Below are 14,612 nucleotides of genomic sequence, written 5' to 3'. Positions count from 1 at the left end.
CGGCAAGGGAGCTGACCTCAGCCCATCACCGCCCGTATCGAGTTTGCCTTCAATTCGTCGCGACTGAAGTACGCAACGGTAAATCCACCGAAACTGCGCGTAACATCCCGCCCTTCTGCAAGTGGAATTTGCCGTTGGTTCGGGCATGACAATATCCATGCTTTGCAGAGCGGCGGGTTAAATGATCCGAATTCGGCCGAACCCGTTCCGCCGGCAATGGGCCGATCACTGGAACTCGTAATCGGCGGGAACCATTTGAGTCTCGATGACCAATGTTACTTCGTCGCTCAGCTCCGGAATGGAGAAGTCCAGTCCCCATTCGCTGCGCCGAATGCTGCCGGTCGCCGAGAACCCGGCCTTCGGGATTCCCATCATCGGGTGCTTCGCCATCGAACCATTGAAGATGACGTCGAGGGTTGCCGGGTGCGTTTGGCCGCGAAAGGTCAAAAGCCCTTCGACGGTCCCAGACTTGTCGCCCGTCACGCGGATCGCCCTTGAGACGAAAGTGATCGGCTTGCCAGCGAGGAACATTTCGTCACCGCCGATCTTCGCGTCGAAGTCGACCCGTTCCGGCCAGGGATAATCGGTGCGAACTGAAAGCGGGTCGATCTTGACCGAAAGCGCGGATGTCTCCGGCTTCTCCGGATTCCATTCAAGCCGCGCGTCGACCTTTGTGAAGCGCGCGGTGTAGTGGGACAGGCCAAAATGGCTGAACGACCAATTGACGCTCGAATGCGAGGGGTCGGTCTTGTATGCTCCCGCGGGAGCCGGCTCACCGGAGTCCGCGGCAACGGAGAATGCCGTGTTCAGGGCGAGACAGATACAGAATGCCGTTATGCGAAGCATGGATATTTCCTTGAAGTCCATAGTTCTGAAATGGGCGGTCTGTTCAGGCCGCCTTGTTGTGACCAATCGCCTGGATCTTTTCCCAGACCCGTCCGAATTGGGGAACGTCGAGGTCGAAAAAGGTTTCAAACGTGTCCGCGAGATGGTCCGCGCTTGTGATGCGCAGCTCGCGAACGCTGTTTGGCGTGACGCTGCGCAAACGATCGTTCTGCAGGGCGACATAGCCGTCCGTGGTATGACGCAGAACGGCAAGCGCATTTGTGAACGGCGATCCCGGGTCCCGCGTCAACCAGGCATGCGTGGCGGCCATGGCGGCCTCATCGCTGTGGTCGGCGCGGAAATCGAAACTGCGCGCGATGCCATGCACATGATTGTTGAAGCGCAACCAGCCGTCATCCGTCGGCATGATCGAAAAATCGAAACCGCGCTGGCTGATGGGTCCGACGGCAAGCGGGACGGGTTCGATGATGGCGTCGGCCACGCCCACTTCGGCGAGATAAGGTCGATGAAGATCGACCCGTAGCGTCAGGTGATTGCCGATCGCGATGTCGCCCAGCTTTTCACGGTCGACGCCGCCGCAAAGGCGGGTCACTCGAAAGCCGAGTGCATCGAGAGCCGCACCGAAGAGGCCATTCATCTCGTAGCACCAACCGCCGCGCCTTCCTTCCACCATCTTGGCGAAAGCCGATCTTGGTGTGATCGAGGACGGCCACTCCATGAAGGCATCCAGCGCTTCCCATGTGAATGTCATGAGGTGGGCGCGATGCAGTCTCGACAGGCTCTGAAGGTCGAGAGAAATAGGCCGGGAGACCCCGGTTTTGGCAAGATAGGCATCCAGCTGATTGGCTGTCAGCGTCATTTCGTTTTCGTTTGAAGGCGCGCGTGTCATCCTTCGGTCTCCTTTCGATGGACCGTTATTGAATTCTCGATGCTGTATTTCAGGGTGGCTTGTCGCCGGATCAGGCGACCTTGCGGCCTTCGACGGGCAGGAAGGTCAGGCCGAAATCCATCGCGACAGAGGCGATTTGCTCGGGCGTTTCGGGCTTGCAAAGCTCGATGATCGGAAAGAAATTCTCGAACCCGCCGGGCGTCACAACGACCATGATATGGCCTTCGCTTTCGCCGACATTCCGGAAGCGATGCGGAACGCCGCGTGGCAGCGCGATGCAGCCGCCTTCCGTCAGTTCGACATAGTCACCGGCACACCAGAAACCGAAGCGGCCAGACAGGACACGGAAGAACTCATCCTCGCGCTCGTGCATATGAAGCGGCGGTCCTTCTCCGGGCGGCACGATGGCCTCAAACATACCGAACGAACCGCCGGTGTTGGCCGCCATCATGCGTATGACATGCTTGCCGAACGCCATTGCCGGCGTTCCATGGTTCGGCGGCGATACCGCCGCATGCGTAAACTTCTCCATCATTCACTCCAGGCTTCAGCCGTTTCGGTTGCGACGATTTCGTGCACGGACGGGTTCGGATGCCGTGCCGGTCCGATATGCCGGCATGATCTCGGCGTTTGCATTCGGGGGCATAGATCCACAAATGACGGGGCAGATGGTTATCCAGACGGTCCAATCCGTGCGAGGTTTCTATAGCGCGCCGGAAAAACGCGCGTTCCTAAAAGAATGTGCAAGCCGTGCCGAATATCCTAAAAGGATGCTAAAGAGGATTAGGACACGCAGTGGGGGCGGCGGTGCAGGTCGACGACAAGCTTCTCGATTTCTTCAAGCGACCCCTTATGTGCATCATCGCCGCCGCCGACGAAACGGGGCACCCATCCGCTGGACGCGGAGTCGGCTTCCACATTTTCGAGGACCGGGAGACGATCGACGTCATCTTCTCTTCCTGGCAATGGCCTCGGCTCGAAACCTCCGTCCGGCAGACGGGCCGGATTGCCGCCACCTTCGTCAGTCCGTCTGACTATGTAAGCTTTCAGCTCAAGGGGGCCGCCTCGATGCGGGACACGGAGGCACATGATATCGATTGTGCCGACCGCTTCATCGCGGCAGCCACGGGCGAGCTTGAAGCCCTTGGAGTGCCCGGGCGCATCATTACGCCGTGGCTTACTGCTCGCGAGGCCAAGGTCGTTCGGCTTTCCGTGAGTGAAATATACATCCAGACGCCCGGCCCGCTTGCCGGCATGCTGGCTTTCGCGAGGCCCAAATGAACTTGCGTCTCAGCGATCTGTCAGCCTGCTTCGAAGGCGTCATTCCCTCCATCATCGCCACTGCCGCGGCCGACGGAACGCCGAACATCTCCTATCTTTCTCATGTGGTGCGGGTCGACGAAGACCACGTTGCCCTCTCCAATCAGTTCTTTGCCAAGACGGCGGCGAACGTGCGCGCCAACCCTCATGTCGCGCTGATCCTCGTCGATGGCTTCACGGGCGACCAATTCCTACTCGACATCGGATTCGTGCGCTCCGTCGATGCCGGCCAACTGTTCGACAAGATAGCGCTCCAGCTCAAGGCGAGCAGCGCGCAGGTCGGCATGTCGGAGGTAATGCGGCTGCGGAGCGCGGATATCTTCCGGGTGCGCCGGATCGAGAAGGTCCCCTCCCCGGTGGAAACCGCGCGTAGCCCGACAGGCCGTGATCGCGTCAGCCTTCCCGCTCTCTCGGACGCAATCCGGGCCATCGAGCGGCAGGGAGAAGCGGACGAGATCATCGATAGCCTGCTCGCCGGTATTCAGCGCGTTCTTGGATATCGAAATGCGGTCGTGCTCATCCATGATAGCCATCGCGGCTGCCTGATCACGACCGGCAGCCTCGGCTACGACCGCTCGGGACTGGGATCGGAAATCGCCGGGAGCGAGGGGCTGATCGGCGCGGCGGCAACGAGCGGGCAAACGATCAAAGTCAGCGACATGAGCCGCGTGCGCCGGCTCGGGGAAGCGATCGGCATGGAGGCAGAGGCATCGGAAAACGCCACGCGTATCGTCGCCTTTCCGCAATTGCCCATGGTAATGAGCCAGATCGCCGTTCCCATGTCAGCTCGAGGCACCGTGACCGGAGTACTTTTCGTCGAAAGCGCGGAACGGCTGGCCTTCCGCGAGGAAGATGAGGCAGCCCTTGAAATTCTGGCGGGACAGGCCGCCAGTGCCTTGAGGGCGAGCGAACGGGAGGCGGCGTCGGCCGAGCCGACGCAGGGTGCACCCGCGCTCGCGTCCGAACCTGCGGCCAGCGGCCGGGATATCCGTGTTGTCCATCATCGCGTGGACGACAGCGTGTTCGTCGACGGTACCTATATCGTGAAGGGCATTGCCGGTACGCTGCTTCGTCTGATGCTCGAATGGCACCTGAGCGACGGCCGCAACGAGTTCACCAACAGGGAGATGCGGCTGGCCGTTGGCGGCCGGATGCCGGAGATCAAGGACAATCTCGAGACCCGGCTGTTGCTGCTGCGCCGGCGGCTCGAAGAGAAGCGGGCCCCAATCCGGATTGTCAGGGTCGGAAGGGGCCGCGTTCGTCTGGAGGCGGAAGGAGCACTCAGGTTCGACGGCGCTTGAAAAGCGCTGCCGACGACGAGGCGCCGCGCTATCGGGCAAATTTGCGGGCAGCCGCCACACAGGCAATCACCGCTGCGGTTACCGCAAACATCGTCCACGTCACCGTTTCATGCAGCAGCGTTGCGGCAAGCGTCAGGCCGAGGAAGGGCTGAAGCAATTGCAGTTGACCGACGCTCGCGATTCCGCCTTGTGCTAGGCCCCGATACCAGAAAACAAAGCCGATCAGCATGCTGAACAAAGAGACATAGACGAGGCCGGCCAGTGCAGGAGCATTGATGCCCGAGAAGCTTGTCGGCATGAACCAGATCGATGCAAGGATCATCAGCGGCAGCGAGAGAACGAGCGCCCAGGAAATGACCTGCCATCCCCCGAGTTTCCGCGAAAGCTTCGCCCCTTCGGCGTAACCAAGCCCGCAGACGACGATCGCCGCCATCATCAAGGCGTCTCCGAGGGGCGCAGCACTCAGTCCCTGCGCCACGGCGAAACTGCAGACCAGCGCACTTCCCATCACTGCAAAGAGCCAGAATGCCAACTTCGGACGTTCGCCGCCGCGGATAACGCCAAAGATGGCGGTGGCAAGTGGCAGGAGCCCGATAAAGACCACCGAATGTGCCGAGGTAACATGCTGCAGGGCAAGCGCAGTCAACAATGGAAAGCCGACCACCACGCCTGCGGCAACCACCACCAGCGATACCAGATCGTCTCTTGCCGGACGCTTCTCCTTGAACAGCAGCAAAAGCAAAAGCGCCAGTGCTCCTGCAATTCCCGCTCGCGCCACTGTCAGAAACACCGGATCAAACTGCATGACCGCCACACGCGTGGCGGGCAGCGAGCCGCTGAAAATCACTACGCCGATAAGGCCGTTAAGCCACGCAGATGCGGTGCGGTCCATGTACACTGCCTTTCTCACATGCCGTTCTTATCGGCCCAAAGCCATGGCAGCACCAGCGACAATCTGGTACAGTTCAACAAAACTGTTATGCCTGAGGTAGCAGTACAGATGGATGTAAATACGGAACTCAACACCAGCCGGGTGGCGACGGTCATGGCCACGATCCGGCAACGGATCGCCGGCCGTAACCTGACGCCAGGCGCGAAATTGCCATCCGTTCGGGCAATGGCCAAAACATCCGGCGTGTCCACGTCGACCGTCGTCGACGCCTATGAGCGCCTGGTTGCCGAAGGCGTGATCCTGTCTCGACCGGGTTCGGGTTTCTACGTCGCAAACCAGGCCGCTCCATTTTCCCTCTCCGACATCGGCCCCAAGCTGGACCGAGCCGTCGATCCGTTCTGGGTATCCCGGCAGTCGCTTGAAGCCGATGACGGGGATCTGAAGCCAGGCTGCGGCTGGCTCCCACCGTCCTGGCTTCCGGAAAACGGCATTCGACGGGCCTTGCGAACACTGTCGCGTGCCGACAACACGGCGTTCGCCGACTACGGCTCGCCCCTCGGATTACCGGCGTTACGCCAGCACATCGCGCGACGCATGGCGGAGCGAGGCGTGGAGGCCTCCCCGGATCAGATCATGCTGACGGAATCGGGCACACAGGCGATCGATCTCCTCTGCCGTTTCCTTCTCGAACCTGATGACGTCGTGCTGGTAGATGATCCCTGCTATTTCAATTTCCAGGCGCTTCTGCGGGCCCATCGTGCCAGGATCGTCAGCGTTCCCTATACGCCCTCAGGTCCGAACATCGAACTGTTCGGCCAGGTTGTTGCTGAACATCGACCACGCCTCTACATCACCAACTCGGCAATCCACAACCCGACAGGCGCTACGCTTTCTCCTGTTGCGGCCCACAAGGTCTTGAAGATCGCGGATCAATTCGAACTCACCATCGTCGAGGACGATATTTTCGCCGATTTCGAGCACACGCCGGCGCCCCGTCTTGCGGCGTTTGATGGCTTGGACAGGGTCATCCATATCGGAAGCTTCTCCAAAACCCTGTCGGCCTCGGCCCGCTGCGGTTTCATCGCCGCAAAGCCGGAATGGGTCGATGCACTGATCGACCTCAAGATCGCCACCACATTCGGCGGCGGGCGGCTTTCGTCCGAACTTGTTTATAAGGTCCTCAGTGATGGCAGCTACCGCAAGCATGTCGAGGCTCTGCGCAGCCGGCTCTCGGAGGCGATGTTTAACGTCTCGGCGAAGCTGAAGAACCTCGGCATCGTTCCCTGGCTGGAACCCTCGGCAGGCATGTTTCTTTGGTGCCGGTTGCCCGGAGACGCCAATGCGGCCGATGTTGCACGCGCTGCCCTGGAACGGAAAATTGTCCTCGCCCCAGGAAACGCGTTCAGCCTTTCGCAATCAGCCCAGAACTTTATGCGCTTCAATGTGTCCCAGACGTTGGATGCCCGCGTCTTCGATGTGCTGCGCGACACATTGAGGGGCTGAGAGGGCGGCAGCCGGTTTGCGATCATCGCTCGAACATGTCCTGCCATTGCCGCTCGCCGATCATGCAGTCGGTCGCGGGTTGGCCGGCGATCCGCTGTGTCGCCGGCGGCGGAGGAAGACCACTGACCTCAAGCACAAGTTTCCGCCGCACCGCGACGGCGAAATCCTCGATCTTGTAGACTGGCAAGACGAAAGAACCCGGGCCGCCGATCACGCAATCCGCATAATACCTGTCGAGACCGCCTGGAGCCCCGGACGGGCGCAGCATGAGCGCAAGTCCATTGATGACCATGCCCGTCTCCACTGCCTTGTCGCGAGTTGGCGCAACCGGACTGCCGGAATTGTTCGTACCGTCTCCCGAGACGTCGATCACCTGTCGCATACCGGTGTAGGGGCTGGAGACGATCATCGCAGCCCCTTGCGCAATCGCGGTGGAGATCGACGTGCGGCGCTGCGTGGCGATCGGACGCTGCTCGAGCTTGTTGGCAAAATCGATCGCGTCCTGTTCCGTCGCGATCACATGCCAGTCGATGACGGAATCCGGCACCACGTAGCCCGCCCATTCGAAGTAACTGATCGCAATGCGTCCTGTGAGCCCCCCGGTCACCGCATCGATGAATTCTCTGTGCTTGAGAGCCTCGACATAGCCTTCGCGCTGGATGCGAGCCTCTTCCTGATCCATGGATCGAGAGGTATCGACTGCGAGGACGAGTTTCACGTCAACCTCGCCTCCCCCGGGTTCCGCCACAACGGGGGTTGCACCGGAGAGGCTGATCAGCATCGCGAGCGTCGCAAACATGGCACTCCAATCCCCTTATCCAAGCAGTCAAAAATGTAGCACAGCTTGATATGCAGGCGACGGTGCCTTGCATCCCCTGGGTCAAATTTCAGTGATGGGTCTGCGCGATGCCGGCGTCTCTGAACGTGCCCGCTACAGCAGCTCGGACTCACCCCTTGATTTAAGTTGCGCACAATCTCATCTGAATAGACACTATTTCAACCTGTCGAACCGACAGCCCCTCGCCTTTGCAGCCGCTGCCGTTCCTCAAAACGACGCTTGCGCGTCGGAGGAGTATTCATGGGATTCCTGGATCGTGACATCCAACCGTCTCAGGACGCTAGCCTGTTGGATGCCTATTCTCATTCTGTATCGAACGCGGTCGACCTCGTCGGCCCCGCGGTCAGTCGCATTGAAAGGGTGGGCGGCCGCGCGGGACACGGTTCCGGCTTCGCGATCTCTCCCGATGGTCTTGTCGTGACGAACAACCATGTCGTCGACGATGCCAAAACCGTTCGCATCAAAACGCCAGATGGCGCTGTGATCGAGGGCAAGGTGCTGGGCCGGGATCCGGACAGCGACCTCGCTCTCATTCGAGCGAACGACTGGCCGGGCGCCTGGGCCAAGCTTGGGGACTCGAAGAGCTTGAAGCGCGGCCACATCGCAATCGCAATTGGCAATCCGCTCGGTTTCGAGTGGACCGTGACGGCTGGCATCGTATCCGCGCTCGGCCGATCGATGCGCGCCGCCAGCGGACGCTTGATGGATGATATCATCCAGACCGATGCGGCGCTCAATCCTGGAAATTCCGGAGGCCCGCTGGTGTCCTCGGCAGGGGAGGTCATTGGCGTCAACACGGCCGTGATCCAAGGTGCGCAAAGCATCGCCTTCTCTGTCGCTTCCAACACCGCCAAGCATGTTGTGTCGGAACTCTTGAGGTTCGGCCATGTGAGGCGCGCCTACATCGGCATCGCGGCGGATACCGTGGAACTGCAACGCCGCGTGGCCCTGGAAGCCGGGCTTGCCCAGACAACGGCAGTGCGACTGCGCCGGGTCGAAATTGACAGTCCCGCAGCGCGAGCCGGGCTTCGGGAAGGTGACTATCTGCTTGCGATTGATGGCCACCCGACCTCGGGTATCGACGACGTGGTCAGGCTCATGGATGGCGATAGGATCGACATGGACGTCGAGGTGCTGATCTTTTCAGTCGCGGGGCGGATCGAACGCCACACGGTCCGTCCGACCCATCGGCCGAAGTCGGCCTGACCGCCAGGCCGTAGCCCTCGACCTCGCCCAATCTTACACGCGGTCTCAAGCAGTGAAGGAACGACCTAGCGCCCGCGATTGTTTCCTAGTTGAAAGGAGACGTCATGAGAGAAGAGTTATGCGAGATATCGTATTCACCGGCCATGTTGCAGAGACAGTATTGCCTCGACAAGGGAGAAGCGCGGCGGCTGCTGACCAGTTTCGGCAGCTCCCGGCATGAAATGGACAGGCTGCTTGCCGCGCGAGGCAGAACAACATTGCATCGAAGGCGCGAAATTCATACGCCTCTGTCAAGAGTTCCCTTTGGCATCGGATAGCACCGATCATAGTAACAAATCACGGTCGGTCAGGAACCCGACGGCTGCCTCGAGGGAGCGGTGGCGTCGAAGGGTCATTCGTCAGCCTTAAGCTTGTGCTTTCCGCTAATGGCCCCCGCGCCGAAAGATAGCACCGCCACCATAATCTCGGCAGCCGCCAGCGTTGCGATGACAGCGGGGCGCTTATCTTTTATGGCGGTGCCGCCGATCGGGCAGACGAGGCGATCAAGAAGCTCTGGCCTGCCCACTTCGCGTGATAACCAATTCCTGAAGGTCGCACGCTTCGTCTTCGAGCCGATCATCCCGACATAGGCGGCATCGTCCCGACGCAGTGCTTCCGTGGCAATCAAAAAGTCGAGCGCGTGATCGTGGGTGAGGATGACAAACGCGCTTCCTGCCGGTGCATTGCGCACGATCGCCTCGGGCATTGCGGTCAGGCACGTTTCGATCCCCGAAGCACGCGAGGCGGCAAGCTCGTCTTCACGGGTATCGACCAGTATTGTGCGCAATGGCGCCAGTGACAGCGCAAGGGCCAATGCGTCGCCGACGTGACCGGCTCCAAAGACATAGACATGGGGCCGTTGGGCAATCTCGTCATCGGCCCGAGCAATCAACTCATCGGCCAGTTCGCTTGTGACTGCGGTGAAGGAAAGGCCAACGCGACCACCGCAGCATTGACCGATCTCAGGCCCGAGAGGAATGCTCATCGTCGCTACCGACTGGGACTGGCGGAGTGCCCGTCGTGCCTGGTCGATCGCCATATATTCCAGTTGGCCGCCGCCGATCGTTGAAAAGGAACGGCTCTTGGACACCAGCATCCAGGCATCGGTATCGCGCGGCGTCGAGCCGACTGCTCCCGTCACTTCGACGAGTATGCAATCCGGTTCTCCGCGCAAAAAGTCCCGCAAATCCTCGCGAGCGGCAGGCATACCGATCAACCTTTCCTTTCAAGAACACGCATGCGCTCGATGGCACACGTTCCGGCATCCGAAGCACCGATGCACGGAGGAACATGATAGTCCGCAATGCTCGCTGCCGCCATATCCCTGGCTGCCCTCCCTGACGACGCCGTACTCGGCACGGCAATGGTGCGCCGTTTAAATACCATCGTCAGCCGGGTATTTTCATGCGCCGAGTGACGGACTTTGAAAAGTTCAGGGCTCGATCCGCGAGACGTGACGCATCATCCGCGAGCTGCGCCCGTCCTGCCCGGCCGCGCCACTGCCCTCGCGCCGGAACGCGTCGGGGCTTTTCGACATCCATTTGCGGAAGGCTCGGAAGAAGGCGCTGGGCTCCGAATAGCCAAGCTGGGCGGCGATATCACCTGTTGTCTTCGACGTGTTGAGCAGCAGATCGACGGCAAGATCACGGCGTATGTCATCCTTGATGCCGGCGTAACTCTGGCCTTCGTCACGCAAGCGGTGACGCAAGGTTGAGGGCGGTATCCGCATTTCAACAGCGAGGTCCGAAAATGTCTTCCATGCGGCCGGAGGCACCTTGTCCAAGCGCCGCCTGACGCTGGAGGCGAGCCCCGCATCGTAGCGATAGCGCACGAGGATATTGGCCGGTGCGCCCCGCAGAAACTGCTTCAGCGCCTGTTCCGTGCGGGTGACCGGCAAATCCAGCATTGCGCTGTCGAAACCGAGGCGACTGGTTGGTTGTCCAAATCTGACGGGCGCTCCGAAGAAGAGCCGATAGTCAGCCCCCTGCGTCGGCTCGGCGCAACGGAAATCGACAAGCCGAATCGGAATGCGTCTGCCGACCAGCCAGCAGGTTATCCCATGGATAAGGATCCAGTAGGTGCGATAGGCGAAGGCCGACCGTGCTTCACAGGCATCCGTTAGTTCGATCTGGGCAAGCCCGTCTCTGACAACAAGCTTGCCACGCGGATCGTCCAGCACCACGTCGAGGAAACGCAGTGCCCGTCGCAGCGCATGGCCGAGCGTCGGCGCGTGCAGGACACAATGGCAAAGCAGCGTAAAGCTGCCGCTGCGCATCGGACGCCCGCCCATCCCGAAAAACTCGTCATCGAGCTCCTTGGCAATCGCAAGCCAGAGAGCGCCATAGCTCTCGGCGGATACGGGCTCATCGATAACCTCGGGCAGCCCCAGCGACACAAGAATTGGCGCTGTCGGCCGCCCTGTTCGGCGCAAGCTGTCAAGCGCCTCCTCGACGAAGCCGCGCGCGATCATGCGTCTCTCAATGTCAGCCACCAGCTCCTCCACCTATGGCAAAACTGTCCGAAACAATGCAGCATTTTTGTCATCGCTTGCAATATGGCGACGGAATAGAATCCGTCAGCTTGGGCTGGGCCGGGGAGGTGTCACAGTCCGGGCAGACGATCGCAAGGTGATGGGAGCAAACCGATGCTGATCCGTGAAGGAAGCTTTATCGTTACCGGTGGAGGTTCTGGCCTGGGCGCTGCCACGGCGCGCATGCTGGCTGAGAACGGCGCGCGCGTCATCATCGCCGACCTCAACGAGACTGCCGGCGAAGCGATCGCCGCGGAACTCGGGGTGAACGCAAGATACATCAGGGCCGATGTGACAAGCGCCGGGGATGGTGCATCTGTCGTAGCCGCCGCGATGGAGGCCTTTGGCGGCCTGAGCGGGCTGGTGAACTGCGCCGGCGTGGCGCCGGGCGAGAAGATCATCGGTCGCAACGGCCCCCATGACCTCGACAGCTTCGTGCGCACGATCACCATCAACCTCGTTGGCACGTTCAATATGATCCGATTGGCGGCATCTGCCATGCAGCAGCAGGACCCGGACGCTGAGGGGGAGCGCGGCGTTATCGTCAACACCGCATCGATCGCGGCCTTCGATGGACAGGTTGGACAGGCCGCATACGCAGCGTCCAAGGGTGGCATTGCCTCGATGACGCTTCCGATTGCACGCGAGCTTGCCCGCCATGGAATTCGGGTCGTGTCGATCGCCCCGGGCATCTTCGAGACGCCGATGATGGCCGGCATGCCACATGAGGTGCAGGAAGCGCTCGGCAAGAGCGTGCCCTTCCCGCCGCGCCTCGGAAGGCCTGCGGAATTTGCGGCGCTGGTGCGCCATATATGTGAAAACAGCATGCTGAACGGCGAGGTCATTCGCCTCGACGGCGCACTGCGCATGAGTGCGCGCTAGCGCGTTTTGACCAGGAGACTTGAACATGGCTTTGCAGGACCCTGTCGTCATTGTCGGAACGGCGCGCACGCCGATCGGCGGCTTCCAAGGCGAACTCAAAGGGGCAACGGCGCCCGACCTCGGTGCCACCGCGATCCGCGCGGCACTTCAACGAAGCCGCGTGGAGCTGGATGCCGTCGACGAGGTCGTCTTCGGCTGCGTGCTCCCGGCCGGCCTCGGCCAGGCGCCTGCCCGGCAGGCGGCGATCGGCGCGGGCCTGCCTTTCTCGACCGGTGCAACCACCGTCAACAAGATGTGTGGCTCCGGCATGAAAGCCGTCATGTTGACACATGATCTCCTGGCAGCGGGCAGCGCCACGATCGGCGTCGCCGGCGGCATGGAAAGCATGACCAACGCGCCCTATCTTCTCGATCGTGCCCGTGGCGGTTACAGGCTCGGCCACGGACGCGTCATCGATCATATGTTCCTCGACGGGCTGGAGGATGCTTATGACAAGGGACGTTTGATGGGCACCTTCGCCGAGGACTGCGCCGAAGCTTACCAGTTCACGCGCGAGGCGCAGGACCATTATGCGGTGACATCATTGACCCGAGCGCAAGAGGCGATCCACACCGGCTGCTTCGAGGCCGAGATCACGCCAGTCACGATCGCTGCGGGAAAGAGCGAACAAACGGTCAGCCGGGACGAGCAGCCGGGCAAGGCGAAGATCGACAAGATCCCGCTCCTCAAGCCTGCCTTTCGTGACGGCGGGACCGTGACAGCTGCCAATTCCAGCTCGATTTCCGACGGTGCGGCCGCCCTCGTGCTGATGCGTCGTTCCGAGGCCGAGCGCAAAGGACTGGCACCGCTCGCGACCATTACTGGACACGCCACACACTCGCAGGCGCCCAATCTCTTTGCTACGGCTCCGATCGGCGCCTTGCAGAAGCTCTCCGATCGCACCGGCTGGCCGCTCGAGACCGTCGATCTCTTCGAGATCAACGAGGCCTTTGCGGTTGTCGCCATGGCTGCGATGCGCGACCTCAGGCTACCAGAGGAAAAGGTTAACGTGCACGGCGGAGCCTGCGCTCTTGGCCACCCGATCGGCGCATCCGGCGCGCGTATCCTGGTCACGTTGCTTGCCGCCCTCAAACGCTACGACCTGAAGCGCGGGATGGCAGCTCTGTGCATTGGCGGCGGCGAAGCGACCGCCGTGGCCATCGAGCGGCACTAGAGCGGACAGCAAGGAGGCAAGCATGGTTCTTTCCGATCTCCAGCAGCAAATTCGCGATCTGGCACGCGATTTTGCCCGCGAGCAACTTGCCCCTGGTGCGGCAGCACGTGACCGGGAACACAAGTTTCCGCGCGAAGAGCTGAGCGAGATGGGCGAACTCGGTCTGCTTGGCATGCTGGTTCCCGAGGAATATGGCGGCTCCAATACCGGAACGCTCGCTTATGCAGCAGCTCTCGAGGAGATCGCTGCAGGCGACGGGCCATGCTCGACGATCATGAGCGTCCACAGTTCGGTCGCATGCGTACCGATCCTGAAGTTCGGCACCGAGGAGCAAAAGCAGCGTTTCCTGCCGAAGCTTGCCTGCGGCGAATGGATTGGCGGCTTTGCGCTGACGGAGCCGCAAGCAGGTTCGGAAGCGTCCAACCTGCGCAGCCGCGCGCGCCTCGATGGCGATCACTACGTGCTCGACGGCGCCAAGCAATTCATCACGTCGGGCAAGAACGGTCAGATGATCATCGTTTTTGCGGTGACCGATCCGGATGCCGGCAAGAAGGGGATTACCGCCTTCATCGTACCGACCGACACGCCGGGCTACGAAGTCGTCCGCGTCGAGGAAAAGCTTGGCCTGCATTCGACCGACACCTGTCAGATCGCCTTCAGCAGCATGCGCATCCCGGCCGAATTGCGGTTGGGTGCGGAGGGCGAAGGCTACCGGATCGCGCTGGCAAATCTCGAAGGCGGTCGCATCGGCATCGGCGCTCAGGCTGTCGGCATGGCACGCGCCGCTTTTGAGGCAGCGCGCGACTATGCACGCGAACGCACGGCTTTCGGCAAGGCGATCATAGAGCACCAGGCGGTCGCCTTTCGCCTTGCCGATATGGCGACCCAGATCGAAGCGGCGCGCCAACTCGTCTTTCACGCTGCGGCACTGCGCGACAATGGCCTGCCGTGCCTCTCCGAAGCATCGATGGCCAAGCTCTTCGCGTCCGAGATGGCAGAGCGGGTCTGTTCGGATGCGATCCAAATCCATGGGGGCTACGGTTATATGGCGGACTATCCGGTCGAGCGCATCTATCGGGATGTGCGCATCTGCCAGATTTATGAAGGCACAAGCGACGTGCAGAGAATGGTGATCGCGCGCAATCTATAAGAA

Annotated in this window: 14 protein-coding genes; 7 read left to right on the top strand and 7 right to left on the bottom strand. The window is 61.1% G+C overall.

Annotation, left to right across the window (positions count from 1 at the left end; translation table 11 throughout):
* Positions 1-225: 225 nt before the first annotated feature.
* The 3 genes from AC1DE4_RS14955 to AC1DE4_RS14945 form a co-directional block, all read right to left on the bottom strand.
* Entirely contained in the window at positions 226-846 is a 621-nt protein-coding gene (locus AC1DE4_RS14955) for a YceI family protein (RefSeq protein ID WP_025660218.1), read from the bottom strand.
* Between the two features lie 43 nt (positions 847-889).
* Positions 890-1,735, bottom strand: coding sequence for an arylamine N-acetyltransferase family protein (locus tag AC1DE4_RS14950; RefSeq protein WP_025660217.1), 846 nt, complete (start codon positions 1,733-1,735; stop codon positions 890-892).
* A gap of 70 nt (positions 1,736-1,805) precedes the next feature.
* Complete coding sequence (locus tag AC1DE4_RS14945; RefSeq protein ID WP_340652145.1) at positions 1,806-2,267, bottom strand: cupin domain-containing protein; 462 nt, start codon at positions 2,265-2,267, stop codon at positions 1,806-1,808.
* Between the two features lie 263 nt (positions 2,268-2,530).
* Here AC1DE4_RS14945 and AC1DE4_RS14940 point away from each other — a divergent pair, with 263 nt between their 5' ends.
* Positions 2,531-3,016 (top strand): pyridoxamine 5'-phosphate oxidase family protein, encoded by a 486-nt coding sequence (locus tag AC1DE4_RS14940; RefSeq protein ID WP_477881880.1) that lies wholly within the window; start codon positions 2,531-2,533, stop codon positions 3,014-3,016.
* Entirely contained in the window at positions 3,013-4,356 is a 1,344-nt protein-coding gene (locus AC1DE4_RS14935) for a GAF domain-containing protein (RefSeq protein WP_025660214.1), read from the top strand. Before AC1DE4_RS14940 ends, AC1DE4_RS14935 begins: the two co-directional genes overlap by 4 nt.
* Positions 4,357-4,384: 28 nt before the next feature.
* On the opposite strand, the gene AC1DE4_RS14930 is transcribed toward AC1DE4_RS14935, so the two are convergent.
* Positions 4,385-5,248: a DMT family transporter gene (locus tag AC1DE4_RS14930; RefSeq protein ID WP_025660213.1), complete on the bottom strand. Its 864-nt coding sequence runs from the start codon at positions 5,246-5,248 to the stop codon at positions 4,385-4,387.
* Positions 5,249-5,335: 87 nt separating this feature from the next.
* Between AC1DE4_RS14930 and AC1DE4_RS14925 the strand changes: the two genes are divergently transcribed.
* Positions 5,336-6,751 carry an aminotransferase-like domain-containing protein gene (locus AC1DE4_RS14925; protein WP_025660212.1) on the top strand — a complete coding sequence of 472 codons (1,416 nt, stop codon included), beginning with the start codon at positions 5,336-5,338 and terminating at the stop codon, positions 6,749-6,751.
* A gap of 22 nt (positions 6,752-6,773) precedes the next feature.
* On the opposite strand, the gene AC1DE4_RS14920 is transcribed toward AC1DE4_RS14925, so the two are convergent.
* Complete coding sequence (locus tag AC1DE4_RS14920; protein WP_025660211.1) at positions 6,774-7,550, bottom strand: DUF1194 domain-containing protein; 777 nt, start codon at positions 7,548-7,550, stop codon at positions 6,774-6,776.
* 279 nt (positions 7,551-7,829) lie between these two features.
* Between AC1DE4_RS14920 and AC1DE4_RS14915 the strand changes: the two genes are divergently transcribed.
* The gene (locus AC1DE4_RS14915; RefSeq protein WP_477881876.1) at positions 7,830-8,795 is read left to right on the top strand and encodes a S1C family serine protease; all 966 of its coding nucleotides are present in this window, start codon (positions 7,830-7,832) and stop codon (positions 8,793-8,795) included.
* 391 nt (positions 8,796-9,186) lie between these two features.
* Here the strand turns inward: AC1DE4_RS14915 and xdhC are convergent, their stop codons facing one another.
* Positions 9,187-10,041 carry a xanthine dehydrogenase accessory protein XdhC gene (gene xdhC / locus AC1DE4_RS14910; protein ID WP_169683314.1) on the bottom strand — a complete coding sequence of 285 codons (855 nt, stop codon included), beginning with the start codon at positions 10,039-10,041 and terminating at the stop codon, positions 9,187-9,189.
* Positions 10,042-10,266: 225 nt separating this feature from the next.
* Positions 10,267-11,325 carry an AraC family transcriptional regulator gene (locus AC1DE4_RS14905; protein WP_477881873.1) on the bottom strand — a complete coding sequence of 353 codons (1,059 nt, stop codon included), beginning with the start codon at positions 11,323-11,325 and terminating at the stop codon, positions 10,267-10,269.
* A gap of 153 nt (positions 11,326-11,478) precedes the next feature.
* Between AC1DE4_RS14905 and AC1DE4_RS14900 the strand changes: the two genes are divergently transcribed.
* From AC1DE4_RS14900 to AC1DE4_RS14890, 3 genes are read left to right on the top strand one after another with little or no spacing between them, the layout of a single operon-like run.
* Positions 11,479-12,246, top strand: a complete 768-nt coding sequence (locus AC1DE4_RS14900; RefSeq protein WP_477881871.1) for a 3-hydroxyacyl-CoA dehydrogenase — start codon at positions 11,479-11,481, stop codon at positions 12,244-12,246.
* A gap of 25 nt (positions 12,247-12,271) precedes the next feature.
* Entirely contained in the window at positions 12,272-13,459 is a 1,188-nt protein-coding gene (locus AC1DE4_RS14895; RefSeq protein WP_169683320.1) for an acetyl-CoA C-acyltransferase, read from the top strand.
* A gap of 22 nt (positions 13,460-13,481) precedes the next feature.
* The gene (locus AC1DE4_RS14890) at positions 13,482-14,609 is read left to right on the top strand and encodes an acyl-CoA dehydrogenase family protein (RefSeq protein WP_477881869.1); all 1,128 of its coding nucleotides are present in this window, start codon (positions 13,482-13,484) and stop codon (positions 14,607-14,609) included.
* The last annotated feature ends 3 nt before the right edge of the window (positions 14,610-14,612 follow it).

The organism is Rhizobium sp. 10N414 (assembly GCF_056394785.1).
This window is presented reverse-complemented; position numbering and strand designations above follow the sequence as displayed.